Raw genomic sequence first — 26,227 nt, 5'->3', positions numbered from 1 at the left:
GCTCGCGCGGATATGGTAACGGGATATATCAGTCATTCTTTTCATTCACAATGTGAAAGAAAATCTCGTTTTGCTTGATCATGCCTAACCCGCTGCGCGCTCGCTCTTCAATGGCTTCATGACCCTGTTTGAGGTCGCGCACTTCCGCATCGAGCGCGGCATTGCGCATTTGCAGTTTCTGGTTTATTTCGTGTTGCCGCGTCACCTGCTGATCGATTTCCCATACTTTAAGCCAACTCCCCTTCCCCAGCCACAACGGGTATTGCAGCAGGGCAACCAGGGCGATGAGTATAAGCGTCAATATTTTCAACGAAAGATCTCTGCATAGGCCACGTGCGGCGCGATGGACCCCTGCTTATTTTAACTGGTAAAAGGCTTCCCGGCCGGGATAGTGCGCCGCATCCCCGAGATCTTCCTCGATACGCAGCAATTGGTTGTATTTGGCCAGCCGGTCGGAACGCGAAAGCGATCCTGTCTTGATTTGTAGCGCATTACTCGCCACGGCGATATCGGCGATGGTCGTATCCTCGGTCTCGCCGGATCGATGGGACACCACAGCGGTATACCCTGCGCGTTTAGCGCTCTGAATAGCGGAAAATGTTTCAGAAAGCGTGCCGATCTGGTTGAGCTTTATAAGGATGGAGTTTGCGATGCCTTGCGCGACGCCTTCTTTCAGGATGCTCGCGTTGGTTACAAAAATGTCATCACCCACCAGCTGGATGGACTTTCCCAGCCTGCTCGTGAGTAGTTTCCAACCGTCCCAGTCATGCTCGCTCATGCCGTCCTCGATACTTATAATAGGATATTTGTCGATCCACGAGGCGAGATAGTCCGCGAATTGCGACGAGTCAAGAGTTAAGCCGTCGGAATTCAAATGGTATTTTCCATCCCTGAAGAATTCGGAACTTGCGCAATCGAGCCCGATCGCAACATCGGGTCCCGGCAAATAACCCGCTTTTTCTATTGCTTCCACGATTAATTGCAAGGCCGCTTCGTTATTCGCCAGATTGGGGGCAAATCCGCCCTCGTCGCCCACGGCGGTATTGATCCCCCTGTCGTTAAGCAAACTCCTCAGGGTATGAAATATTTCGGCTCCGCAGCGCAGCGCTTCACGAAAACTCTGCGCTCCCAGCGGAATGATTACAAACTCCTGCATGTCGATATTATTATTGGCGTGCGCGCCGCCGTTGATGACGTTCATCATCGGTACAGGCATGGACATGGGTCCTGTTCCCCCCAGATAGCGGTACAGTGGCAACCCGGACTCCTCCGCCGCCGCTTTGGCGACACCAAGCGAGACCGCGAGAATGGCATTCGCACCCAGTCTTGATTTATTGCCGCTTCCGTCGAGATCGATAAGCGTCTGGTCGATGAAACTCTGCTCCGTTGCGTCCAGCCCCATAATCGCTTCCGAAATCTCGGTATTCACGTTTTCAACTGCTCGCAGTACCCCCTTACCAAAATAGCGTTGAGTATCTCCATCGCGTAGTTCGACTGCCTCTCTGGTGCCAACGGATGCGCCGGACGGAACCGAGGCCCGCCCCAGCACACCGGATTCCAGCAGTACATCTGCTTCCACGGTAGGGTTTCCTCGTGAATCAAGAATTTCGCGGGCGATGACATCTACTATTGCACTCATGCTATTTTTCCCTGGGTCTCGTTTGTAATTGAAAGTGTTTTCCTGAGTATTCACAGGCGTTGCCGGAAGCAATCCTGACAGTGAAGCCTCGCCCGGCGCTGGGGCACGCCGCCTGACTCACAAATCGGCTGGATGGTTACAAATATTCGTTTGATCTGATCATTGAGGATCTTCAGTCGGGAATGGCATCCCGTGAAAGCTTCACTGCTGATTTTATTTTGTTGATGGTTACGCGATGTTCTTCACTCTACCTGATAGCGCTGCCTCGACAGGGAGTGGTTTATTCGCGAAATTGGCAGCAGCCTCGATAAATGCCGCGAACAGCGGATGCCCTGCTCTGGGAGTGGAAGTAAATTCCGGATGGAACTGGCAAGCGACAAACCAGGGATGTTCCGCTTCAGGCAACTCGATCATCTCGCACAAGCCTTCACCCGCGGACACAGCGCTTATACGGAGCCCTGCCTGTTCCAGACGGGAAATATATTCGGTATTCACTTCATAACGATGGCGGTGCCGTTCGACGATTTTGTCTGAACCATAAATCCTGCGGACAAGTGCATCTTCCTTCAGGAGACATTCCTGCCCGCCCAGGCGCATGCTGCCACCAAGATCCGACTCCGCATTTCGAAGCTGCAGATTTCCCTCGCGGGTGCGCCATTCGGTAGTAAGCGCAATCACGGGGTATGGCGTCTCAGGATGAAACTCGGTACTGTGGGCGCCTTCCATTCCAGCCTTGTCGCGCGCGTATTCTATTACCGCCAACTGCATGCCCAGGCAGATACCCAGATAAGGAACGCGGTTCACTCGTGCGTAGCGGATGGCCATGATCTTGCCCTCAACCCCGCGTTTGCCAAAACCACCCGGAACCAGGATCGCATCCATCCCCATCAGGCAATCGGTTCCATTTTTCTCGATGGCCTCCGAATCCATATAGTGAATATTGATCTCGCTGCGGGTATGAATGCCGGCATGAATCAACGCTTCCGACAGGGATTTATACGATTCGGTGAGATCCACGTATTTACCTACCAACGCGATTTCCACCGTCCGTTGAGGGTTTTCCAATGCATGCACCAGTTTCTTCCAGGTGCCGAGATTGGCCGCTTTTGCAAGAATACTCAGCTTGTGGCAAACGATTTCATCCAGCATTTGGTCGTGCAGCAGAGCAGGAATCTTGTAAATGCTGTCAACATCCACGGCCAGAATCACCGCCTCTTCCCGCACGTTGGTGAACAACGCGATCTTGCGCCGTTCCGCAGCCGGGAGCTCGCGGTCCGCACGGCAGAGCAGCACGTCGGGCTGAATGCCGATTTCGCGCAACTCCTTGACCGAATGCTGTGTCGGCTTGGTTTTCAACTCCCCCGCCGAGGTGATGTACGGCAGCAAGGTGAGGTGAATGAAGCAGGTATCCTCGCGCGGCAGTTGTACCGCCATCTGACGGATGGCTTCCAGAAAAGGTAGCGATTCAATATCGCCTACGGTCCCGCCGATCTCGACGATAGCCACCTGGGCATTCCCGGCGCCAGCCTTGATGTGGAGCTTGATTTCGTCCGTGATGTGAGGAATGACCTGCACCGTCCCGCCGAGATAGTCGCCGCGACGCTCCTTCTTGATCACGCTCTCATAAATCTGGCCGGTGGTGAAATTGTTGAGCCTGCTCATCTTGCCGCTGATGAAGCGCTCATAGTGGCCAAGGTCAAGGTCGGTTTCGGCTCCGTCTTCGGTAACAAATACCTCGCCGTGCTGAAAGGGACTCATGGTGCCGGGATCCACATTGATATAAGGATCCAGTTTCAGAAGCGTAACGTTGATGCCGCGCGTTTCGAGGATAGCTGCTAGAGAGGCCGCTGCGATGCCTTTTCCCAAGGAAGAGACGACACCACCGGTTACAAATACATACTTTGTCATGGACGCGTATGATACCTGAAAAGGCCTGCCTGAACAAATTGACCGGGACGCGAATACGGGCTTTATGCAAAAAATAATGGCGCTCACCCGGCCATTAAGCCCTATGTTTATTACAGTATCAGGTAATGAGCGGACTTTTTACAGCCTCTGAAATCAACACCCCAGTCAAGCTTTAATATCACGCATGGAAACGAGCCCTATACGGCGACGCTTGCTCAGCGCGATCCGCGGCGCGAAAACCGCCATGCCAGCCCCTAATTTTTACATTACCGGGTAACGCGGAGGTCTCGCATAACGGCTTCTTTAACGGACGTCAGTCGCGAATTTGAACCTCTGTCCCGGCATTTACCAGATCGAATAATTCCAGCAGATCGCAGTTACGCATACGGATGCAACCAATGGAACCGGGTTTCCCCATCTCGACGCTATCCGGACTGCCGTGGATATAAATATACCTGCGCATGGTATCCACCTTTCCCAGGCGATTGAAGCCGGGCTCGCAACCTGATAGCCACAGAATGCGCGTGAGAATCCAGTCACGTCCGGGAAAACTTGCGCCCAGGGCCGGCGTATATATCTCTCCAGTGGGGCGGCGCCTCACGAAAACAGTATTGACCGCCTTACCCGCGCCAATCTTGGCGCGAATGATGTGCTTTCCCAGGGGAGTGCGAAAACTGCCATATTCCTGACCCACCCCGTTTTTGGCGGATGAAACCTGGTAATGACGAATGATAGTATTCAGATCGTAAACATCAAGGATCTGGGACGCCACGTCAATCACGATTCTCATCAGGCGCCTCGCAACCCCTGCTTGCGGCGTAACGCGAAAAAATGCTTCAATTTGCTTTCTGCCTCCTCCGCCAGAACACCTCCAATTACCTCCGTGTGATGATTAAGCCGTGCTTCCGCTGACAGATCAATCACGCTTCCGCATACGCCCGTTTTTGGCTCTGCTGCCCCGAACACGAGCCGCGCGATACGCGCATGAAAAACCGCCCCGATACACATGGCGCAGGGTTCCAGCGTCACATACAGCGCGCAGCCAATCAAACGATAATTGCCGAGATTTTTTGCTGCATCCCGAAGCGCCACCACTTCCGCGTGAGCAGTTGGGTCCGCAGCCGAGATGGGGTGGTTATAACCCCGCCCGATAATTGCGCCACCGCTCACTACCACCGCACCCACCGGCACCTCCCCCGCCTCATGCGCCTGCGCCGCGAGGTCAAGTGCCGCGCGCATGAAGGCATTATCGTCGTCCGTGTTCGCGCTCATCTTTTGATACAAGGTTGTAGGTCTGCATAGAAGTCAAGGCGGCGCTGAGGTCCATCGTCCGGTTGTTTCGAGCTAATAATAAAACAAAACCCGCTTGAGCATAGTACGGATAAGGTAACGGATTCCTTGGCGGATTTCGTGCTAACAACCCCGGTTGTCAGAAGCGGAGCGGTCGTGGTGTTTTTTACCGTTGCCTGGCACATTACTTGGAATTCCTCGGTTCCTGGTCTATAAAAAATAAACTGTGCTAACCGCAGAATATGGGCTCCGTCGTCGTTCCCACAAACGAGGCCGGGGGCACCAGCCTCAGGAGCACTGCATAGGCACCCCAACAACCTGATCAATAACTGGCGGAAAAGCGCCGAGCCAACGACAAACCAACGCGACGGTACCTACAGCACGCATGCGGACGCTGAACGATGTGCTTCGCAAAAAATGGATCATGACCATGACGCTTATTGCCGACTCACGGATCGAGTTGCCCATGCTGCCGTCGCTGGCAGACTGGCAAGATACTAGCGCGACGCTTCATATGTGGACTCAGGTTGCCGGAAAAGTCCGGTTGGTGCTCTCCCCGGACATCAACCATGGCTGGGGTTCAACACTCTACGTCACAACGCGTGGCCTGACCACGTCGCCCATTCCCTATGGCAATTTCTCGTTTGCGATCGACTTCGATTTCATCGAGCACGTGCTGCGCATTACCACCACGCAGGGCACTTGTCGCTCATTCGCACTGGAACCCATGTCGGTCGCCAACTTTTACCACAAAACGATGCAGGCGCTGCGCGAGCTTGGGATCGAGATTAAAATCCTTGCGCGGCCGGTTGAAGTGGAAGTCGCAATACCATTTGAAAAGGATGAGCAGCATTCGAGTTATGATGCTGAGGCCGTTACCCGTTACTGGCACATACTGGTATGGGTAGATCGCATTTTCAAGGAATTCCGCGCGCGCTTCATAGGAAAAGTTAACCCGGTCCATTTTTTTTGGGGCGGGTTCGATCTCGCCGTCACCCGTTTTTCCGGACGAACGGCGCCCAAGCATCCGGGCGGCGCCCCGAACGTCGCGGCTCGGATAATGGAGGAAGCGTATTCGCATGAGGTATCCAGCGCCGGTTTTTGGCCCGGGACCGGGTTGGGTGAAGCAGCGTTCTACGCCTACGCTTATCCCACTCCTGCGGGTTTCAACACTTATCCGGTTCAGCCCGAGGCGGCGTACTTTCACGACAAGCTCGGCGAATTCATCCTCCCTTATGAAGCTGTGCGCACGGCGGATAATCCGGCACAAGCACTCCTTTCATTTCTCCAGGCCACATATGAAGCCGCGGCCAACCTGGCGAAGTGGGATCGCCCTGCATTGGAACGAAAAGTTGTGCAAACGTGAATTCGGGTTGGAAAATAACCAAAATTGTTTGCCGAATGCGATTCAATCATGCAGCAACCCGATGTGTTTTCAATGACTTAACAATCATCGCAGGAGCAGAATATGAGCATCCGACCGATACCCGATGGCTACCATTCCATAACCCCCTACCTGATGATTAATGGTGCGGCCGAGGCCATTGAATTTTACCGGCGTGCCTTTGGTGCGAAGGAATTATTTAAAATGGATGCACCCGGCGGCAAAATTGGACACGCAGAAATTGAAATCGGCAATTCCCGGATTATGATAGCTGATGACTGCGGAGGAGAGAGTCCATTCAGTAACCCGCAGTCGGCAGGTGGTTCGCCGGTGGGTCTGCACTTGTACGTAGAAGATGTAGACGCTGTGTTTGCTCAGGCTGTCAGCGAAGGCGCAACGGTCATCAAATCCGTGAAAGACCAGTTTTACGGCGACAGAACAGGCGCATTGAACGACCCGTTCGGACACCGGACACATCTGGTTTCTTACAACCCACAAGGAAGAATTGTCGCCCGATGAGATCAAACAACGCGCCGAGGCCATGTTCAAGCAATCCGATCCTGATACTGCACCTGCGTCCTGATACCGCTATACGCCGCAGTATCGCACGCACAGCGGGCTCATACTGTGGCCGCGCTCCCGGGGTAATTACGGGGTGAGGACAGGTCGCCCATCCGGTTCCCTGCCGCGAGGTTCCTCGCGATAATTCTTGGCATCGGCATAACTGCCTTGAACCTGCGCTGACACAGGCTCATCCATCCTGACGCATTCCTTCCGCCTTCCATTTAATCATATCTCAACCGCCACATCTGGGCCATCGGCACCGTTGATACGCTATAATGCCGGTTTTTTTGCGCCCCACAAATGCCAACGCTGCAAGGAACCGATCTGACATGCATCCGGGGCGACCGCAAGTTATTTAGCGGCGTTCATTTTTCGCTGGACGCAGGCGGGCTCATGCAAGTGGGCGGCCCCAATGGCAGCGGTAAAACGAGCCTGTTGCGCATGCTGTGCGGGCTTGCAGCGCCCGCTCATGGCGAAATTCGCTGGGGAGGGTCGGAAATCCGCTCCTTGGGGGGAGCCTACTTCGCCGACATGACTTATCTCGGCCACCTGAGCGGCGTTAAGGACGACCTGACCGCCCTGGAGAACCTCCGCATTTCCAGCGCGCTGGCCGGTTCGGCAATCGATGACGGCAAGGCCCACGACGCGCTGCAACAAATGGGGCTCGGAGGTCGGGAACTATTGCCGGCTAAAGTGCTGTCGCAAGGGCAGCGGCGGCGGGTGACTCTGGCACGTCTGTTGGTATGCAAAACGGTGTTATGGATATTGGATGAGCCGTTGACAGCATTGGATGTCGGGGCTGTGAAACTGGTACAAGGTTTGATGGAACGGCACCTGGAAAATGGCGGCATGATCGTGATGACGACCCATCAGGAAATCGAGATAGCTGCCGCCGCAACCCAGCGGTTGCAACTCGCCTGAAATGTTTTTCCGCATAACCCAGCGTGACCTTTTGCTCGCGATGCGGCGACGGTCGGATGTTTTGACCACGCTATTCTTCTTCGTCATCGTCGTGAGCCTGTTTCCCCTCGGGGTGGGACCAGAGATGAGCATGCTGCGAACCATGGCTCCGGGCGTGGTCTGGGTGGCCGCGTTGCTGGCCTCCATGCTGTCGCTAGGGCGCATGTTCTCCAGCGACCACGTTGACGGGACGCTGGAGCAGATGGTGCTCTCGCCCCAATCACTGTCACTGCTGGTGCTGGGCAAGGCGCTGGCTCACTGGCTCGTCACCGGTGTTCCGCTGGTGCTGATGGCGCCTGTGCTGGGCATCCAGTACGATTTGCCGGGGGATTCGTTGCTGGTGCTGACAGCATCTTTGTTGCTGGGTACGCCGGTCCTGAGCCTGATCGGGGCGATCGGCGCTGCGCTGACGCTGGGATTGCGCGGCGGTGGCGTGCTCGTCTCGCTGCTGGTATTGCCGCTTTATATCCCGGTATTGATCTTTGGCGCGGGAGCGGTAGAAGCAAGCGCGGCGGGCCTGGGGGCGGCGGCGCATCTGTCGCTCCTCGGCGCCTTCCTGCTCGCCTCCGTCGTACTGGCGCCATGGACGACGGCGTTATCGTTGCGAATCTCCATGGAGTAATGCCATGCAGGTCCCTTGACCTCGGCTGCAGTCTACTTTGCGTTCGTCGAAGCCGTCATTGTTCAATGGGTCGCAGATCCCGAAAGAAACCAATTCTGAATTTGAGGTTTTTAGGTTAAAATTTGAGGTTACGCGCGCTTGGGGCGCCAAACTTCACATTGGAACTCAGTATTTAGATATATGGCAATTAACTGGTTCAAGTATTCTTCCCCGGCAAGCTTCTACTTTCTCGCCGGTAAAATGATTCCGCTGTTTTCCGTCGCTGCTGTTCTCTTTTGCGCGGTTGGGCTTTATATCGGTTTTTTTGTCGCACCCACCGATTTTCAGCAAGGCGAAGCTTATCGCATCATTTTCATTCACGTGCCGGCAGCGTGGATGTCCATGTTTCTCTACGTTGTAATGGCTGTGTGGGCCGGTATCGGCCTGGCGTTCAATACCCGCCTTTCCTCCATGGTCGCGACGGCCATCGCCCCCACCGGCGCGATGTTCACGTTCCTGGCGTTATGGACAGGGGCGCTTTGGGGCAAGCCCATGTGGGGAACCTGGTGGGTATGGGATGCGCGGCTCACGTCCGAATTGATTCTTCTATTTCTCTATATCGGCTTTATGTCACTGCAGGCGGCAATAGACGATCCGCGCCGGGCAGATAAAGCGGGCGCGATGATTGCGCTGGTGGGGGTTGTAAACGTGCCGATTATCTATTTCTCGGTAAAGTGGTGGAATACCCTGCATCAAGGTGCCTCGGTGAGTCTTACCCAATCGCCCAAAATGGCCACCACAATGCTGACGGGCATGCTGATCATGTCAATCGCATGCTGGATGTATGCGATTGCGGTCATTTTAATACGTACGAGAGCCATAATTCTGGAGCGGGAGCGTCATACCTCCTGGGTAGGAGAGCTGCAAGGAGCGGAAAGGTGATGTGGACCAGCGTATCGCAATTCCTGGACATGGGTGGCTACGGGTTCTACGTATGGGGCTCTTATCTGGTTACGCTGATTTGCATTGCCGGCGAGCTGGTTCTGGTTTTTAACCGCAAGCGAACTTTGCTTAAACATCTCAGTCTCATTCATCAGTCAAACAAACAAGAGAAGAGAAATGAAACCGCGTCATAAAAAATTGGCCATTATCGCTTCGAGCGTGACCGCATTAGGCGTCGCTTCCATACTCGTATTGAACGCATTCCAGAGCAACCTGGTATTTTTCTTCAGCCCCACCCAGGTAGCCAATAAGGAAGCGCCCCTGGGCAAGAGCTTCCGGATCGGCGGCCTGGTGGAAGAAGGCAGCGTCAAGCGCCAGACCGATGGCGTCACGGTAAATTTCGTCGTGACCGATACCGCAAAGGTCATCCCGGTTGTATATACGGGGATTCTTCCTGACCTGTTCAAGGAAGGCAAAGGAGTCGTGGCGCAGGGCAAGCTGTCGAATGATGGCATCTTCCGCGCCGACGAGGTGCTTGCCAAGCACGACGAGAATTACATGCCCCCGGAAGCGGCGGACGCCCTGAATCAAGCAGATAAGGCGCGCCAAACCGTACTGGTGCAATAGCGTCAATACTGCAGGCCTGGAGTTCAGGAGAACGTCTTCCAAACCCGAACCGTCCTACTATGGCAGCTAGCAGTCAGCCCATTTCATTTCATCATCCATAGGCTTTAATCACCATGATTCCAGAACTTGGTAATTTTGCTTTGATCCTCGCCTTGCTGCTGGCGCTTATACAAGGTACCCTGCCCATCATCGGCGCAGCCCGTGGCATCCCCTCATGGATTGCCCTGGCCCGGCCGGTCGTGCAGGGACAGTTTGTGTTTATCGTCATCGCGTTCTTCTGTCTTGCCTACTCGTTTGTTACCAGTGATTTCTCGGTAATCAATGTAGCGCAAAACTCGAATTCCAAACTGCCCCTGGAGTATCGCTTTGCCGCCACTTGGGGATCGCATGAAGGCTCACTGCTGCTGTGGACTTTCATGCTGGCGTCCTGGTCGGTCGCGGTAAGCGTTTTCAGCCGCCATCTTCCGAATGATATGGTGGCCCGAGTCCTGGGCGTCATGGGACTGGTGAGCGTCGGTTTTCTGTTATTCATGCTGTTCACTTCCAACCCCTTCGACCGCATGCTGCCCGGAGCGGCGGAGGGAAGCGACCTCAATCCCTTGCTGCAAGATCCGGGAATGGTTTTTCACCCACCCATGCTGTATATGGGTTATGTGGGCTTTTCGGTCGCATTTGCCTTTGCCATTGCTGCGCTGCTCAGCGGCCAGTTGGACGCAACCTGGGCACGGTGGTCGCGCCCGTGGACTACGATCGCCTGGATGTTCCTCACGATCGGCATCATGATGGGAAGCTGGTGGGCTTATTATGAACTCGGGTGGGGCGGCTGGTGGTTTTGGGATCCGGTTGAAAACGCGTCTTTCATGCCCTGGCTGGTAGGCACCGCCCTGATACACTCGCTTGCAGTAACGGAAAAACGCGGTGGTTTCAAGAGCTGGACCGTGCTGCTGGCGATCTGCGCATTTTCCCTGAGCCTGCTTGGCACCTTCCTGGTGCGCTCCGGCGTGCTGACCTCGGTACACGCATTTGCGACCGATCCCAAGCGCGGCATTTTCATCCTGGCTTTCCTGGTCATCATTACCGGCGGCTCCCTCCTGCTGTTTGCCTTGCGCGCGCCGAAAATCGGATTGGGCGGCAAATTTGAGGTGGTCTCGAGAGAGTCGATGCTGCTTGCCAACAATCTTTTATTGATGGTCGCTGCCGGAAGCATTCTGTTGGGCACGCTTTATCCGTTAATTATGGATTCGCTTGAACTGGGCAAGCTATCGGTGGGCGCGCCCTACTTCCAGGCCGTATTCGTACCCTTGATGACACCGGCAATCTTCCTGATAGGACTTGGCCCGCTCGCGCGCTGGAAACAGGCAAATCTGCCTGAACTGGCGGTACGTTTGCGCTGGGCTTTCGGCGTCAGCGTCATCACCGCCCTGGTGGCCCCGTTCTTCATGGGTGAATGGAAACCGTTCGTAAGCTTCGGCTTGCTGATGGCGTTCTGGGTTATTGCCAGTGTGGTCGCGAGCCTGATTCATCGTCTTCGCAGCAGTGGCAAGGAAGGGCTGTTCGCGAAACTTGCCGCGCAATCGCGTAGCTATTACGGCATGCATGCGGCCCATCTCGGCATTGCCGTGTTCATTATCGGCGTCGCACTGGTCGGCGGTTATGAGACGGAAAAAGACGTGCGTATGGACATTGGCGATACGGTCGAAGTGGGCGGCTACACATTCCGTTTCAACGGCGTGAAGAAGGGGCCTGGACCGAACTACGTGGCGGATATCGGTAACGTGGACGTGTTGCGTAACGGTGAAAAAATGCGGGTGCTCGAACCCGAGAAACGCGTTTATAACGCCTCCGGAATGGCAATGACCGAAGCGGCAATCGATACCGGTATTTTTCGCGATCTCTACGTCGCCCTGGGCGAGCCGCTGGAGAATGGGGCATGGATCGTGCGTGTTTACCATAAGCCTTTCGTGGACTGGATATGGTTCGGGTGTATGTTAATGGCATTGGGCGGAGGTCTTGCCATTACTGATCGTCGTTATCGTCTTTCGGCACGCAAAGAACGCGAGTTGGCCGATGACGAGAAAGTTTCAGCCAAACCCGGCAAGGTCGGCAACAAAGCCCCAGCGGCGCCCCTCATCGCAAGGAGCAAAAAGGCATGACGCGTTTCTTGCTGCCGCTGGGAATTTTTGTAGTGCTGGTAGGGTTTTTACTCGTGGGATTGAATCTCAATCCCCGGCAGGTGCCCTCGCCTCTGATCGGGAAACCTGCCCCTGAATTCCAGTTGCAGCAATTGCACCAGGCGGAGCAAACGCTGACATCCAAGGATAATCTGGGCAAAGTATGGCTGCTGAACGTGTGGGCCTCCTGGTGCGTCTCGTGCCGGGAGGAGCACCCCCTCCTGGTTGAGCTGGCAAAGTCCGGCATCGTTCCTGTTTATGGTCTCAACTATAAGGATCAGCGCGATGATGCACTGAAATGGCTCAAACAGTTTGGAGATCCTTACACTGTCAGCATCGTTGATCCGGAAGGCAGGACGGGGATAGATTATGGCGTGTACGGCGTTCCTGAAACTTACGTTATCGATAAGAAAGGTGTTATCCGGTACAAGCAAATAGGACCTGTGACAGTGGAAGCGCTGCAAACAAAAATCCTGCCGCTGGTTAAGGAATTGGAATTACAGGGATGAGTCTGAGGCTTTTATTTCCATCACTGAAAGATGACGGCACTCATAAGGGTGACAGCATGACGAAGGCTTTCTTCGGCGCAACGGGATTTGCATTTCTGCTCGCGTTCCTCCTTGCGCTGACTCCGGTCTGGGCCAAGGAGGCCGCACCCGTAGCTGAGGACCCGGAGATCGAGAAACGCATGACTACTTTGTCCGAGGATTTGCGTTGCCTCGTGTGCCAGAACGAAACGATCGCGGCTTCGCGCGCGGATTTTGCCAACGATCTTCGGCGGGAAATTCGGGAACAAATGCAGGCCAAGAAATCCGACAAGGAGATTGTTGATTTTCTCGTCGCGCGGTATGGAGATTTCGTGCTTTATCGTCCGCCGGTTAAATCCACAACCTTACTCCTATGGTTTGGACCTTTCATTTTTCTTCTGGGCGGCGCCATCGCACTGCTCGTTTATCTCAAGCAGCGCCGCAAGCAGATCCAGGAACCACAGCTATCCGACCAGGAACTCAAACACACTGAAGACCTGCTAAAGGAACGCAAGGGTAACAACGCATGACATCATTCTGGGTAGTTGCCGGCGTATTTATCGTCGGCGCTTTAATGTTCGTCCTCCCTACATTGTGGAGCAAAAGGAATCGCGACGGCGGCGTAGCTCGCGACGCGACCAATATAGATGTCTATCGCGATCAATTGGCTGAACTAGACAGCGATTTGCGCAGTGACATCCTCACACGGGAGCAATACGAGCAAAGCAAACGGGAATTGCAGCAACGGATGCTGGAGGATATTCCTCAGGGAGAAACCATGGCAGCCACACTGATGAGCGGCAATCGAAATGTTGCCACCATAACGCTGACGACCCTGGCCGTGCCATTGCTGGCAGTTTCGCTCTATCTTTGGCTTGGCAATACCAAAGCATTGTTGCCGCAACCCGCGGCGACGGAACATCCCGCCATGTCATCAGCAGGATCAGCAGAAGGCGGCCATCCGGATTTTTCGTCGGTTCTTGAAAACCTTATCGCCAGGCTCAGGGATCAGCCTGATGATATCGAAGGCTGGCTCATGCTGGGACGCACCTATGCCATGATGCAGCGTTTCAACGAGGCAAAAGAGGCGTATGAAAAAGTGCTGGCCTTGGCCCCGGATAATTCGGAAGTCCTTACCGACTATGCCGACATTGTAGCGATGACACACGACGGCAGTCTGGTTGGCGAGCCTTACGAGCTGATCAAGAAAGCCCTGCGCCTGGATGCAAGGAACCCGAAGGCGCTTGCGCTCGCGGGCACGGCTGAATTTGAGCAGAAAAAATATAAGGAGGCTGCAGCGTCCTGGGAAAAGCTGCTCGCGCTTGTTCCGCCATCGGAAGCCGAGCTGGTGCAATCGGTCAGGGCCAGCATTGATGAGGCAAAATCACTTGCCTCAGGCGGCAAAGGCGGGATGATTGCGAGAGCCATGGAACAGCCATCCGGAGGTCAGACTCCCCCTCCGACAGAGAACAAACCGGCCGCAGCCGCCGGTGCGGGGGCGGCGACGGCTGCATCAGGCACGCTTTCCGGCAAGGTAACGTTGAGCCCTGCCATGGCGGCCAAAACCTCCCCCACCGACAGCGTGTATATTTTTGCACGCGCCAAGGCTGGGCCCAGGGCGCCGCTCGCGACGCTGCGCCTGCAGGTCAAAGACCTGCCTGCAAGTTTTACGCTGAATGACTCAATGGCAAGGTCTGGGGTCCAGCTGTCTACTTTTCCCGATGAAGTGGTAGTAGGCGCCAGAATCTCCAAATCCGGCTCTCCCATGCCTCAAAGTGGCGATCTGCAAGGGCTCAGCCAGCCGACAAGGGTCGGCGACAAGAGTATCAATGTAGTGATTGATCAGCAGCTACCTTAAGTTACCTTAAAGCATGCGAGGACGCCGCAAACCCTGAAACTGCTACCGGGGAACCCTTCAAAACTTTGTACCACGGGCTGAGAAGCGGGTTAGAACACGCTAACCTCCTTCTTTAGCCGAACTGGTTTTACAGAGATTATTCCTTCCCCGCCCTGAAATCGCAATCCACAGGTTGTCCCTGCTGTAACTGCCTGAATTGATTTTTCCCAGTTAAAGAACCCTCGCCTCATCGGAGCTCAGCACCGTGGGCAAGCCGGGAATCATTGAGCGCGCAACTGATGATTGACCCATAGGGCCGCAGTAAAGAGCAGCAGCGCGCCTGCCTGATGCGCCGCCGCCAGCGGTAGCGGAACCACCAGCAGCAAGGTGGAAATGCCCAGACTTATCTGCACTGCCAACATGACCAGTAAAAGGGTGCATGCGAAGCGCGCCGATCCGGAAAGTGGTACGCTCCTGGATTTAAACCAGAAAATTGAAATCAGAAAAGCCAGCAGCCACGCGATCAGCCGATGGTCGAATTGCACCGTCGCCATGTTATCGAAAAAATTCCGATACCACGGCTTCAGCATGAATATTTCCGGTGGCACCAAATGCCCGTTCATCAGGGGAAAAGTATTGTAGGCCATCCCGGCCCGGATGCCGGCAACAAACCCCCCCGACAGAATCATGATGAAGATGAGAGCGGTCAGTGCGATGGAAAAGCGGCGCAGGCCTCTTAATCTGCTGTTTGCAAGCGGTGCGCCAGTTGTGCCGGCGGGATATAGCAACCCCAGAGCGACCCAGAACATGGCGGCATAGATAACGAAGGCAAGGCCCAGATGGGCTGTCAGCCGATACTGACTGACGTGGGGGTTCTCCACCAGGCCGCTCTTAACCATGTACCACCCCATCGCGCCCTGAAGGCCGCCCAGCACAAAGATCCCGGCAAGCTTAACCCCCAGGGGCCGGTCGATTGCTTTTCTGATGGAAAAGTAAAGAAACGGCACAAAGAATGCCAAGCCGATAACGCGACCGAGCAGGCGATGAAAATACTCCCACCAGAAGATACGTTTGAATTCATCCAGGCTCATGCCCAGATTCACCTTTTTATACTGCGGCGTCTGGTGATACTTTTCAAAAAGCTCTTCCCAATCGTTTTGACTGAGCGGAGGGACGGTGCCAACGAGGGGCTGCCATTCGACGATAGAAAGTCCTGACTCGGTCAGTCTGGTGACGCCGCCGACAACCACCATGGCAAACACCAGGGCACAGCAGGCCAACAACCAGATGGCGATGGATTTATGCATGATAGAGTTGGGTGAACTAAATAACTAAGCGAATAACTAAGCCAAAAACAGCATGATTTCTCGCAGGTCGCTGACCTGTTATTTTCCTCGCATTAAACGTTGCTTATCGCGCACCCATTCTTTCTGTTTCTCGGACTCACGCTTGTCGTGCTGCTTCTTACCTCTAGCCAGGCCGATTTCAAGTTTGACTTTGCCAGCTTTATAATGCATGTCGAGGGGAACGAGCGTGTATCCAGCGCGCTCCACTTTACCGATCAGACGTTTGATTTCCTCGGCATGCAACAGCAGCTTGCGCGTGCGAACCGGGTCTGGGTTGATGTGCGAGGAGGCGGTCAACAAAGGGCTGATATGGCACCCAATGAGAAACAGCTCGCTTTTACGGATAATGACATAAGCTTCTTTCAGCTGCACCCTGCCGGCGCGAATCGCCTTGACCTCCCAACCTTCCAAAGTAACGCCCGCCTCGTATTTCTCCTCAATAAAGTAGTCGTGAAAGGCCTTCTTATTTTGAACGATACTCATTTAAGGCACTCCCGATCAGGTCCTCGTGAACGCTTTACTGGTAAAATAGGGATTGAAATACAAAGGGGAGCGTCCGCAGTGCGACTCCAAGGCAAGCTTACGATGCGGACAACGCAACTCAGCAAGCCTGCCATTTTACCATAACCGCAGGGGAAGCATCTCGGCCCGCGCGCTCCCTGAGAGGTTTCTTAAGGAAGAAAAAGGGTGAGTTCCACGCGGGTTTGGTGTATTTTAACAGCTTTCACTACTGCTTCGTCGGGACGGGGCGGTTCATCCTATGGCTGAAATCGAAAAATCCGTTCTGATCGGATATTCTGCGAACCGTATGTTTGCCCTTGTGGATAAAGTCGAAGACTATCCCAAGTTTTTGCCGTGGTGCGGCGGTTCATCCGTCATTACTCAAAATGAGTCCGTCACCCACGCCACCATCGTAATCGACTATCACCACATCAAGCATAGTTTCACCACGGAAAATATTCGGAAGCCCCCTGAACTGATTGAAATGACACTCCTGAATGGACCATTTCAAAATTTGGATGGCCACTGGCGCTTCATACCGTTAGCGGAAAACGCCTGCAAGATCGAGTTTCGCCTGCATTACACCTTTGCGCACATATTTCTGGAAAAACTCGTGGGTCCCGTGTTTTTCATGATTGCAAACAGCTTCGTCGAAGCCTTCATTCAACGTGCCGAAGAAGTGTATGGAAGCTCATGAGCAGCGGACGGACATCGAGGGAATCGACATCGAGTTGGTTTATGCTTTGCCGCATCGCCAGGTTCTCAGGCGCCTGAGCGTTTCCCCTCAGACGACGGTCGAGCAAGCCGTAGAGCTCTCGGGGATGAGGAGCCTGTTTCCGGAGATTGACTGTTCAATTAACAAACTGGGCATATTCGGGAAACTCGTCAGGCCCGGCACTGTTTTGCGCGACCTTGATCGCGTGGAAATCTATCGGCCTTTAATTACCGATCCCAAGGAAAGTCGGCGGCGACGCGCAGAAAAATGCCGGGGTACGCAGAAACGTTGACCCGCTAGCAAAGGTTTGTACGAAGATTGGCGTGAAACCGGCCAGCCTTGGTGCCGGTAACTCTTATATGGGCACCCGCGTGGTTGCCGCTCCCCTGGAAGTCCCGCGTTTCGCTATAATGCCGCTTTGTTAAGGATCGATATCATGCGAATGGTTGAGAAAGCTTTAACCTTTGACGACGTTTTGCTTCTTCCCGCCCATTCCGTGGTTCTGCCACGCGATGTTAATTTGACGACGCGGCTCACCCGCGGAATCTCGCTCAATATCCCGCTAGTTTCAGCCGCCATGGATACCGTGACCGAAGCCCGGCTCGCTATCGCCCTTGCGCAAGAAGGCGGCATCGGCATTATCCACAAAAACATGCCGGTAGAAGCCCAGGCTGCCCATGTAGCCAATGTCAAGCGGTTCGAAAGCGGCGTAGTTAAAGACCCGATCACCATTCCCCCCGATATGACCGTGCGTGAAGTACTCAACCTCATCCACAAGTACAAGATCTCCGGTTTGCCCGTAGTGGACGGCGCAAAAGTCGTCGGCATTGTCACAAACCGTGACCTTCGCTTCGAAACCAATCTGGACCAGCCCATCAAAAATATCATGACGCTCAAAGACCGGCTGGTAACCGTTAATGAAGGCGCCACTCGCGAAGAGGCGATGGCGTTATTGCACAAATACCGCCTCGAGCGTGTCCTGGTGGTGAATAGCGATTTCGAGTTGCGCGGTTTAATTACGGTAAAAGATATTATCAAGACATCTGAACATCCCAGCGCGTGCAAGGACGATCTGGGACGTTTGCGCGTCGGCGCAGCAGTGGGCGTCGGTGAGGGTAGCCATGAACGGGCTGAAGCGTTAGCCGAAGCGGGAGTAGACGTGATTGTGGTGGATACGGCGCATGGCCACTCGCAGAGCGTGCTAGACAATATAAACTGGGTTAAGAAACGGTTCCCCGGCATTCAGGTGATTGGGGGAAACATAGCGACCGCCTCAGCCGCCAAGGCTCTGGTAGATCAGGGAGCGGATGCGGTAAAAGTCGGGATAGGCCCTGGCTCCATATGCACTACGCGTATTGTTGCCGGAGTAGGCGTGCCGCAAATCACTGCAATCAAAAATGTGTCGGATGCGCTGGAAAATACGGGCGTACCCTTGATTGCCGATGGAGGCATCCGATACTCCGGCGATGTTGCGAAGGCGATCGCCGCTGGGGCCAGTTCAGTCATGCTGGGCGGACTCTTTGCCGGAACCGAAGAATCACCCGGAGAAATTGAGCTTTTCCAGGGCCGTTCCTATAAGACCTATCGCGGCATGGGATCCCTTTCGGCGATGCAGCAGGGTTCGAGCGACCGTTATTTCCAGCAGGCCGAGCAGGATGCCAAGAAGCTGGTACCGGAAGGCGTAGAGGGCCGTGTTCCCTTCAAAGGCAGTGTAATCGCGGTCATTCATCAGCTCATAGGCGGCGTGCGCTCGGGCATGGGCTATCTGGGCTGCGCAACAATTGAAGAAATGCACGCCAAAGCAGAGTTTATCGAAATCACATCCGCGGGGATTCGAGAATCCCATGTTCATAACGTGCAAATCACCAAGGAAGCGCCGAACTATCACGTGGAATAGATGCAACTCGGGAAGCTGACCGGCTGGATCGTAGTTCTCCTGGATACGCCTCCCTGTCTTTACCACCGACTGCTCCGGTCATTAGCAGAACAGCGGGGCTTCTCAATTGCGGCTCCCGTTTGCGACTGCAACGCAACAATAATTCCGGCATATCTGAATAATAATGCACCAAAAAATACTCATCCTTGACTTCGGTTCCCAGTACACCCAGCTGATCGCCCGCCGCGTCCGGGAAACCTATGTTTACTGCGAGATTCATCCGTACGATGTCAGTGCCCAGTTCGTAAAAGATTTTGCACCCAAAGGCATTATCCTTTCCGGCGGTCCGGCATCAGTAGCAGAAGATGAAACGCCGCGTGCTCCACAAGTCGTATTCGAGCTCGGGGCGCCTATATTGGGCATTTGTTACGGAATGCAGACCATGGCCGCCCAGTTGGGTGGAGCGGTCCAGAACGCTACAGTGCGGGAATTTGGTTATGCAGAAGTATGGGCACGAGGTGAAGTCGATTTGCTCCGAGACATTCAAGATCGTATCGATGCGGAAGGAAATCAGGTTCTCGACGTCTGGATGAGCCATGGCGATAATGTAACGGTTCTACCGGCAGGTTTCGAAGTGATGGCAAGCAATGCCTCGACGCCGTTCGCCGCCATAGCAGATAAGCAGCGCAAGTTTTATGGGATGCAATTTCATCCGGAGGTCACCCATACGCTTCAAGGCAAGGCCATTATCGAGCGCTTTGTGCATGAGATCTGTGGTGCTGGTTATGACTGGAACATGCCCGATTACCTGGAAGAAGCAGTCGGGAGAATCCGTTCTGAAGTAGGCACGGATGAAGTTATCCTCGGGCTGTCCGGCGGTGTCGACTCGTCGGTGGCGGCAGCGCTTATCCATCGCGCCATTGGCCAACAGCTCACTTGCGTATTTGTCGACAACGGCCTGCTGCGACTGAATGAAGCAAAGCAGGTGATGGAAACCTTCAGCCGAAATCTCGGTGTGAAAATCCTCCACATCGATGCCGGGGGTGAATTCCTCAAACACCTCCAGGGCGTGGCCGACCCGGAAACAAAGCGTCGCATCATCGGGCGGGAATTTGTTGAAGTATTTCAGCGTGAAGCTGCCCAAATCTCTAACGCACGGTGGCTCGCGCAGGGGACGATCTACCCGGACGTAATAGAATCGGCTGGCGGCAAAACAAAAAAAGCGAATACCATCAAATCGCATCACAATGTGGGCGGCCTGCCCGACACGCTGCATCTGAAACTACTGGAACCTTTGCGCGAATTGTTTAAGGACGAAGTGCGCGAACTCGGGCTGGCATTGGGATTGCCCCACGACATGGTCTTCCGCCACCCTTTTCCCGGACCCGGGCTGGGCGTCCGCATCCTCGGCGAAGTGAAGTACGAATATGCCGAATTGCTTCGTCGTGCCGACGCGATTTTCATTGAAGAGTTGCGTATTTCAGGCTGGTACGAAAAAACATCGCAAGCCTTCGCTGTCTTTCTGCCAGTTAAATCAGTGGGCGTTATGGGCGACGGGCGCACCTACGAGTATGTGGTTGCCCTACGCGCGGTTCAAACCGAGGATTTTATGACCGCCCATTGGGCCGAGCTTCCTTTCACCTTGCTGGCCAAAATCTCCAACCGCATCGTTAATGAGGTGCGGGGCATTAATCGTGTTGTCTACGACATTTCCGGAAAACCGCCCGCGACGATCGAGTGGGAGTGAAAGCGGCAAGATGAAAAGCACTCGAACGTCGTTCGACGGGCGCTTCTAATTTACGATTTCAGGACGGCCTCGAAATGTCGGAGAGTGCCTCAACGACAGGTTCGATATCCGAACTGTCAACGGCGAAATCGCCGAGCGATACAATTCCTACGAGATGCTGATCCGCATCCACGATTGGTAATCGACGAATCTGGTGATCGCTCATAATTCTGGCGGCATCCTCGATTGAATCATCCTCGCTCGCCCACACCACACCTTCCGACATGACCTCGCGCACCGGGGTACCGGAGTCTTTGCCTTCTGCAACTGCCCTGATCGCGATGTCCCGATCAGTTATCACGCCGATCAGCTCCTCATCGTCCACCACTGGCACCAGCCCGAAATCACCATCACGCATTTCCTGCGCTGCCTCTTCTATCGTGGCTTCCGGAGCAACAGTCTGTACGTCGGTATTCATTATCTCGCTAAGTTTTTGCATACCACCTCCGTGTAGATAAACAACGAGGTTGAATGAGTTGTGATCGCCCGGCGCGTTAGAGCGGTTTGCGTCCGCTAATGATCCTGAGCAGGATCATTACGATGGCTATCACCAAAAGCACATGGATGAAGCCCCCTATCGTATAGGAACTCACCAATCCCAACAGCCATAGGACAATTAAGATAACAGCAATGGTATAAAGCATGCTACCTCCTCTCTAAGGTAAATTCAAAACCTACCTTTCCGGTACATGCTTCGTCAGGGACGGCGCTGTACCGGCACCCATGCGAGCTGCTTCCGCGTTCTCCCTCGTAGCTTTTACTGCCTGCTGCCTCTTGCCCCAGGTTCTCGACAGGCGCGGCGCCCGGCAGTTTCCTTCCGGTGTTCTGACTCGGGCGGCCACTACCCATCTATCTTGAACCTTGCTTAGCTGGGGCGATAAGTATCATCCCGCTGGTTTTTCTCCCAGGTGGCGATTTGGTCCTCCGCTTCCTCTTTTGTAATCCCGTATGACTCCTGGATCTTGCCCGCGAGCTGATCACGCCGGCCGGCAATGGTATCAAGATGATCATCGGTGAGTTTGCCCCACTGCTCCTTCACTTTTCCCTTGAATTGCTTCCAGTTTCCCTCGATTTGATCCCAGTTCATTTTGATTCTCCTTTCATATCCATTAAACAAGTTAGCAGATCGTTTATTTCTTGACGCTCAGTTCGTTGATGACATTCTTAACCCCTTCCACGCTGCGTGCGACCTGGGTTGCGCGTTCAATCTGAGACTGGTCCTTTACGAAGCCACTGAGCTGGACTTCTCCATCTCGAGTGACTACGGCGATATCCCCGCTATCCACACCTGACTCGGCAACTAGCGCGCCTTTTACCTTCGTCGTAATAATCCCATCATCTATTTTCTCGCCGACGGTCGTCTGGGTGGTCTTCAGGGTCATTTTATTATCTACGTTCTTAACGCCCTCCACGCCGCGAGCGATCGAAATGGCGCGATCGATTTGAGCCTGACTGTCAACAAAACCGCTCAGTTGAACCTCGCCTTTATTCGTCTCGACCTTTATGTCGAGGCCTTTGACATCCGCGTCGGCAAGCAGCGCGGATTTCACTTTTGTGGTAATCGTGCTATCGTCGATCGTCGTCCCTACTGTCGTTTTGGCTTCGGGGGCTGCGGCCTTGGGCGCTTCTCCCGGCGCCGGCGCCTTTTCCTCGGATTTTCCACAACCCGCGATGGATAAGACGCTGGCTAGCGATACGGCCACAACGAGCAATTTATTTTGAGTATTCATACTTTTTTTCTCCAGAGTAGATTGAATAAGAGTTGCCAATGGCCCGCAGCTAAAGGCGCCTTCATGCTCTGCTCTCACATCGGCTGCCTACGATTGCAATAATCCCTCTTCTGCCCCAATGGCTCAGTGCGCTGGCACACATAAATGTGAAGTAGCTGAATCTGATCAATAGCCACATTTGCATAACGCCCTGTCATTTCGTTCCGGAAGGTGGATACTGCAATAGAGAGCGACGCGGATGGGCATGGGCTTCACCCGATCCGCGTCGCGAGAGATATTAAGGGAGGATATTCAGAGATCCGCGTTACCCTGGATCTGATCGAAAATACCGCCATTGGCAAAATGGATCGCTTGCGCAGCCTTCCAGCCTCCCGCGATTTCATCGATCGTGTACATATCTATCGGTGGAAGTTCGTTCGCATATTTGGCGGCTATTTTTTCATCACGGGGACGATAATAGTGTTTTCCCGCAATATCCTGTGCTTTCGTGCTGTAGAGGTAATCGATATACGCTTTGGGCACCTCCCGCGAGCCGGTCTTATTGTCCATGCCGTTAACCACGCTGACCGCAGGTTCCGCCAAAATCGACGTGGAAGGCACTACCACCTCGAATGGGCTTCCCCCCTGCGCCTGCGCTATTTGATGAGCCTCGTACTCCCATGCCAGCAGCACATCTCCGATGCCGTGTTCCGCGAAAGTCGAAAGTGACTCGCGAGTATCGGAATTCAGCACCTTGACATTGGCAAACAGCTTCTTGACGAACTCAAGCGCGTGGCTTTCGTTGCCCCCAGATCGCATGAGTGCATATCCCCACGCGGCCATATAATTCCACCGGGCGCTGCTTGAAGTCTTCGGATTGGAGGTAACCACCTGCACCCCTGGTCGTCCGAGATCGCTCCAATCCAGCAAGTTCTTGGGATTTCCTTTGCGCACCAGAAATACGATCGTGGACGTAAAGGGTGTATTGTGCGGCAGGAGGTTCTGCCAGTGAGGCAGCGTGAACCTGGTGTTCCCTTGCAGTGCGTCTTGATCATACGACACCGCAAGCGTGATCACTTTCAGTCCATCGACGGTAGCCCTCACGGGGATGCCGGAAATCGTTGTAGCTTGCTTGACAGTAACCTCAAGACCAGTTCGTGTTCTCCAGTGTTTCGCAAATGCAGTATTCAAATCTTCATACATTTTTGGCGTGGGGTCGGTCTTGCTGCTCTCTGAGAAACTGTCCAGGGCGGCAACAGCTCCACCCAGGCTGAGCAGCATAATGAGAATTGCAACAGCAAGACGTAAGCGATATGAATGCATCTGTATGTCCTCCAGTTATCCACAAAAACTGAAGCGAAATCTACCATTCGATTGTTTCGGCGGTATTGCATAAAAATGAAGAAATCGCGTCGACTAACTGCAACCATCCCGTCAGTTAGAAATACATAGCGCTTGTACCGGCCCGCCGTATAGAATTTAACAGCCACATTTAAAAAGAATGGCAGATCGAGGAAGCGCCCCGTGAACATAAGAAATGTCACCAATTTTTCCACTATCGCACTTGTCCTGCTGCTCACTAGCATCGGGATTCTCGTATTCCATACGTTGAGCATCCGCGAAGATATTTATCAAAGCGAGCGCCACCGTCTCGAAGCGCTTCTGCTTGCAGAAGAGATGCTACATAGTTCGAATGACCTTACCCGCATGGCGCGAACCTACGTCGCAACCGGCAATCCCATCTATAAGCGCTATTTCATGGAAATCCTTGAGATCCGCAATGGGATCCGTCCGCGGCCGCTGAATTATTCCCCTACCTACTGGCATTTCGTAGCCGCCGGAAAAACTGAAGCTGTAGCACATGGACAGGCGATTTCCCTACTCGAAATGTTTCGTCGCTCAGGGCTCAGAGATGAGGAGTTTGCTTTGCTTGAGGAGGCCTTGAAGCGGTCGGATAAGTTGGTCAACCGGGAAACCCGCGCGTTCTTCGCCCTTGAGGGCTTGTATGACGATGGAAAGGGCAATTTCACGGTGCGGGGAAGGCCCGATCGAGAACTCGCAAGCCAGCTATTGTTCGACCGCGAGTACCTTGCAGAGAAAGCGGCGGTGATCGAACCCGTACAACAGTTTATGGATCTGTTTAGCGGACGAATGAGGACTCAGGCCGACTTGGGGCTGGCCCGCCTCGAACAGCAGATCGTGATCGAGATAATACTCATCTTTATCGCGTTGCTTGCGACCATGGGCATCATATTTTACACCCGGCTGGGCATCCTGCGCCCTCTCGCTGAACTGGGCAGCCAGGTCGCAGGCGTTACCCGCGGGATTCTTCCAAGCCGCTATGGGAAAGCGACAAGCAACGAATTGAAGAAGCTGAGCGAAGCATTGGCGTTGTCCGACTCCGAAAAACAGCAGCTTCTTGAGAAGGAACGGATTGCAAAAAACGAAGCTGAGCGGGCCAGTCAACTCAAAGATGAGTTTCTCGCCACCCTCTCCCACGAATTGCGTACTCCGCTGAATGCGATTCTGGGCTGGTCTCAGCTCATACTGAGCGGTAGCATGAAAGAGGACGACATCCACCGTGGCTTGGAAACTATCGAGCGCAACGCGCGCGCTCAGAACAAACTTATCGAAGATCTTCTGGAAATGAGCAGCATTATCTCCGGAAAAGTCAGGCTTGATATGCAGCAACTGGATGTAACCAGTCTGGTGGATACGGCAGTGGAGTCGGTCAGGCCTACCGCGCAAGCAAAAGGTGTTACTCTGCAAAAGACAATCACTCCCTATATCGGCACGATTACCGGCGATCCGAACCGGCTTCAGCAGGTATTCTGGAACCTGCTTTCGAATTCCATCAAATTTACTCCCAAAGGGGGAAAGATCCATATTATCGTTGGGTGGTCAGGCCCCACGCTCGAAATCAGGATAAAGGATTCGGGCATGGGAATTTCCCCGGAATTCATACCTTATGTTTTCGACCGCTTCAGGCAAGGGGACGCTTCCCTTACCCGACAGTATGGCGGACTTGGCCTGGGACTCGCCATTGTCAAGCAACTGGTGGAACTGCATGGCGGAACCGTTCGAGCCGAAAGCGCAGGCTTAGGTGAGGGATCTTCCTTTATTGTCAACCTGCCATTCGCTGCAGAAGATACAAAAAAAGATCCCTTACCGCTTTTGAAAGAGTACGGCGCTGAAAAAAAAGCTGCGCTAGCAGGGCGAAAAATACTTGTAATCGATGACGAAGCGGATGCGCGTGAACTGATCAACAGGATACTCATCTACTGCAAAGCCAGCGTGATCACTGCAGCCACCGCTACCGAGGGACTGGAGCTTCTCAAGAGGGAAAAACCGGATGTGGTTATCAGCGACGTCAGCATGCCGGACAAAGATGGCTATCAGTTTATCAACGAGGTACGACAGCTAACTCTGGAAAACGGGGGCAATATCCCGGCCATCGCGCTCACTGCATTCGCCCGCGCCGACGATATGACCAAGGCTATAAGTGCAGGGTATCAAAAACATTTATGTAAGCCCGTCGATTCGCATGAGTTGATCACTGCGATCAATCAGCTGGTGGGCGGGACGAAAACGGATGGTTGACCAGGTCCCGCCTGGATGATTCCGTAGTCCCAGATCCCAGATCTGATAATCCCTTAACGTTCCAATTTACAGGTCGAGCACTACCGCCGGCCCGTTGCGTATCGTCCTGTCGTTCTGCCTGCCGCTTCCCTCCAATCGATCCGGCATGGGTACACCAAAATGATTCCCTGGCCGAGAAGTGGAACGAGCCGAGTTGCGCCTTATCACACGGCGCCGCTCCACCCCGCCCTCCTGATCTCCGTTT

General features: G+C 54.1%; 28 protein-coding genes. 16 read left to right on the top strand and 12 right to left on the bottom strand.

Annotated elements, in window-relative coordinates:
- Positions 1–28: 28 nt before the first annotated feature.
- The 5 genes from ftsB to tadA form a co-directional block, all read right to left on the bottom strand.
- Entirely contained in the window at positions 29–310 is a 282-nt protein-coding gene (gene ftsB, locus R5L00_RS13170; RefSeq protein WP_317652208.1) for a cell division protein FtsB, read from the bottom strand.
- A gap of 45 nt (positions 311–355) precedes the next feature.
- A complete protein-coding gene (gene eno, locus R5L00_RS13165) occupies positions 356–1,639 on the bottom strand; it encodes a phosphopyruvate hydratase (protein WP_317652206.1) in 1,284 nt (427 codons plus the stop codon).
- A gap of 228 nt (positions 1,640–1,867) precedes the next feature.
- A complete protein-coding gene (locus R5L00_RS13160) occupies positions 1,868–3,547 on the bottom strand; it encodes a CTP synthase (protein WP_107693301.1) in 1,680 nt (559 codons plus the stop codon).
- A 313-nt stretch (positions 3,548–3,860) separates the two neighbouring features.
- Positions 3,861–4,337 carry a L,D-transpeptidase gene (locus tag R5L00_RS13155; RefSeq protein WP_317652205.1) on the bottom strand — a complete coding sequence of 159 codons (477 nt, stop codon included), beginning with the start codon at positions 4,335–4,337 and terminating at the stop codon, positions 3,861–3,863.
- Complete coding sequence (tadA, locus tag R5L00_RS13150; protein ID WP_317652203.1) at positions 4,337–4,819, bottom strand: tRNA adenosine(34) deaminase TadA; 483 nt, start codon at positions 4,817–4,819, stop codon at positions 4,337–4,339. The genes R5L00_RS13155 and tadA overlap by 1 nt, the downstream gene beginning before the upstream one ends.
- Positions 4,820–5,222: 403 nt before the next feature.
- Between tadA and R5L00_RS13145 the strand changes: the two genes are divergently transcribed.
- From R5L00_RS13145 to ccmI, 11 genes are all read left to right on the top strand, one after another.
- Positions 5,223–6,203, top strand: coding sequence for a DUF5996 family protein (locus R5L00_RS13145; RefSeq protein WP_317652201.1), 981 nt, complete (start codon positions 5,223–5,225; stop codon positions 6,201–6,203).
- A gap of 102 nt (positions 6,204–6,305) precedes the next feature.
- On the top strand, positions 6,306–6,740 hold the full coding sequence (locus tag R5L00_RS13140) for a VOC family protein (RefSeq protein WP_317652199.1): 435 nt from the start codon (positions 6,306–6,308) through the stop codon (positions 6,738–6,740).
- A 345-nt stretch (positions 6,741–7,085) separates the two neighbouring features.
- Positions 7,086–7,706, top strand: coding sequence for a cytochrome c biogenesis heme-transporting ATPase CcmA (ccmA, locus tag R5L00_RS13135; RefSeq protein ID WP_107693306.1), 621 nt, complete (start codon positions 7,086–7,088; stop codon positions 7,704–7,706).
- Position 7,707: 1 nt separating this feature from the next.
- Positions 7,708–8,367: a heme exporter protein CcmB gene (ccmB, locus tag R5L00_RS13130; RefSeq protein ID WP_107693307.1), complete on the top strand. Its 660-nt coding sequence runs from the start codon at positions 7,708–7,710 to the stop codon at positions 8,365–8,367.
- A 180-nt stretch (positions 8,368–8,547) separates the two neighbouring features.
- A complete protein-coding gene (locus R5L00_RS13125; protein WP_107693509.1) occupies positions 8,548–9,288 on the top strand; it encodes a heme ABC transporter permease in 741 nt (246 codons plus the stop codon).
- Positions 9,180–9,482, top strand: a complete 303-nt coding sequence (gene ccmD, locus R5L00_RS13120; protein WP_317652195.1) for a heme exporter protein CcmD — start codon at positions 9,180–9,182, stop codon at positions 9,480–9,482. The genes R5L00_RS13125 and ccmD overlap by 109 nt, the downstream gene beginning before the upstream one ends.
- Positions 9,466–9,915 (top strand): cytochrome c maturation protein CcmE, encoded by a 450-nt coding sequence (ccmE, locus tag R5L00_RS13115; protein WP_107693309.1) that lies wholly within the window; start codon positions 9,466–9,468, stop codon positions 9,913–9,915. The genes ccmD and ccmE overlap by 17 nt, the downstream gene beginning before the upstream one ends.
- Positions 9,916–10,028: 113 nt before the next feature.
- Entirely contained in the window at positions 10,029–12,068 is a 2,040-nt protein-coding gene (locus R5L00_RS13110; RefSeq protein ID WP_107693310.1) for a heme lyase CcmF/NrfE family subunit, read from the top strand.
- Positions 12,065–12,595, top strand: coding sequence for a DsbE family thiol:disulfide interchange protein (locus tag R5L00_RS13105; RefSeq protein WP_107693311.1), 531 nt, complete (start codon positions 12,065–12,067; stop codon positions 12,593–12,595). Before R5L00_RS13110 ends, R5L00_RS13105 begins: the two co-directional genes overlap by 4 nt.
- Before the next feature lie 56 nt (positions 12,596–12,651).
- Entirely contained in the window at positions 12,652–13,143 is a 492-nt protein-coding gene (locus R5L00_RS13100; protein WP_091137207.1) for a cytochrome c-type biogenesis protein CcmH, read from the top strand.
- A complete protein-coding gene (gene ccmI, locus R5L00_RS13095) occupies positions 13,140–14,471 on the top strand; it encodes a c-type cytochrome biogenesis protein CcmI (protein WP_317652193.1) in 1,332 nt (443 codons plus the stop codon). The genes R5L00_RS13100 and ccmI overlap by 4 nt, the downstream gene beginning before the upstream one ends.
- Before the next feature lie 260 nt (positions 14,472–14,731).
- Here the strand turns inward: ccmI and R5L00_RS13090 are convergent, their stop codons facing one another.
- The gene (locus R5L00_RS13090) at positions 14,732–15,757 is read right to left on the bottom strand and encodes a COX15/CtaA family protein (RefSeq protein ID WP_317652192.1); all 1,026 of its coding nucleotides are present in this window, start codon (positions 15,755–15,757) and stop codon (positions 14,732–14,734) included.
- Between the two features lie 78 nt (positions 15,758–15,835).
- Positions 15,836–16,279, bottom strand: coding sequence for an SsrA-binding protein SmpB (smpB, locus tag R5L00_RS13085; RefSeq protein WP_107693314.1), 444 nt, complete (start codon positions 16,277–16,279; stop codon positions 15,836–15,838).
- Positions 16,280–16,556: 277 nt separating this feature from the next.
- Between smpB and R5L00_RS13080 the strand changes: the two genes are divergently transcribed.
- The 4 genes from R5L00_RS13080 to guaA all read left to right on the top strand — a co-directional run bounded on the left by R5L00_RS13080 (position 16,557) and on the right by guaA (position 20,635).
- Entirely contained in the window at positions 16,557–16,994 is a 438-nt protein-coding gene (locus tag R5L00_RS13080) for a type II toxin-antitoxin system RatA family toxin (protein WP_107693315.1), read from the top strand.
- Entirely contained in the window at positions 16,981–17,304 is a 324-nt protein-coding gene (locus R5L00_RS13075) for an RnfH family protein (protein ID WP_317652189.1), read from the top strand. Before R5L00_RS13080 ends, R5L00_RS13075 begins: the two co-directional genes overlap by 14 nt.
- 144 nt (positions 17,305–17,448) lie before the next feature.
- The gene (guaB, locus tag R5L00_RS13070) at positions 17,449–18,909 is read left to right on the top strand and encodes an IMP dehydrogenase (RefSeq protein WP_317652187.1); all 1,461 of its coding nucleotides are present in this window, start codon (positions 17,449–17,451) and stop codon (positions 18,907–18,909) included.
- Positions 18,910–19,072: 163 nt separating this feature from the next.
- Complete coding sequence (gene guaA / locus R5L00_RS13065) at positions 19,073–20,635, top strand: glutamine-hydrolyzing GMP synthase (protein ID WP_107693318.1); 1,563 nt, start codon at positions 19,073–19,075, stop codon at positions 20,633–20,635.
- 58 nt (positions 20,636–20,693) lie between these two features.
- On the opposite strand, the gene R5L00_RS13060 is transcribed toward guaA, so the two are convergent.
- The 5 genes from R5L00_RS13060 to R5L00_RS13040 all read right to left on the bottom strand — a co-directional run bounded on the left by R5L00_RS13060 (position 20,694) and on the right by R5L00_RS13040 (position 23,706).
- Positions 20,694–21,113 (bottom strand): CBS domain-containing protein, encoded by a 420-nt coding sequence (locus tag R5L00_RS13060; RefSeq protein WP_317652184.1) that lies wholly within the window; start codon positions 21,111–21,113, stop codon positions 20,694–20,696.
- 55 nt (positions 21,114–21,168) lie between these two features.
- On the bottom strand, positions 21,169–21,318 hold the full coding sequence (locus R5L00_RS13055; protein ID WP_107693320.1) for a lmo0937 family membrane protein: 150 nt from the start codon (positions 21,316–21,318) through the stop codon (positions 21,169–21,171).
- A gap of 221 nt (positions 21,319–21,539) precedes the next feature.
- The gene (locus tag R5L00_RS13050; protein ID WP_107693321.1) at positions 21,540–21,761 is read right to left on the bottom strand and encodes a CsbD family protein; all 222 of its coding nucleotides are present in this window, start codon (positions 21,759–21,761) and stop codon (positions 21,540–21,542) included.
- 43 nt (positions 21,762–21,804) lie between these two features.
- The gene (locus R5L00_RS13045; protein ID WP_317652181.1) at positions 21,805–22,404 is read right to left on the bottom strand and encodes a BON domain-containing protein; all 600 of its coding nucleotides are present in this window, start codon (positions 22,402–22,404) and stop codon (positions 21,805–21,807) included.
- 291 nt (positions 22,405–22,695) lie between these two features.
- Positions 22,696–23,706, bottom strand: coding sequence for a sulfate ABC transporter substrate-binding protein (locus tag R5L00_RS13040; RefSeq protein ID WP_107693323.1), 1,011 nt, complete (start codon positions 23,704–23,706; stop codon positions 22,696–22,698).
- 201 nt (positions 23,707–23,907) lie between these two features.
- Between R5L00_RS13040 and R5L00_RS13035 the strand changes: the two genes are divergently transcribed.
- Positions 23,908–25,983 (top strand): ATP-binding protein, encoded by a 2,076-nt coding sequence (locus R5L00_RS13035; protein ID WP_317652180.1) that lies wholly within the window; start codon positions 23,908–23,910, stop codon positions 25,981–25,983.
- Positions 25,984–26,227 lie beyond the last annotated feature (244 nt).

This window comes from Nitrosospira sp. Is2, from assembly GCF_033095785.1.
GTDB lineage: Bacteria > Pseudomonadota > Gammaproteobacteria > Burkholderiales > Nitrosomonadaceae > Nitrosospira.
This window is presented reverse-complemented; position numbering and strand designations above follow the sequence as displayed.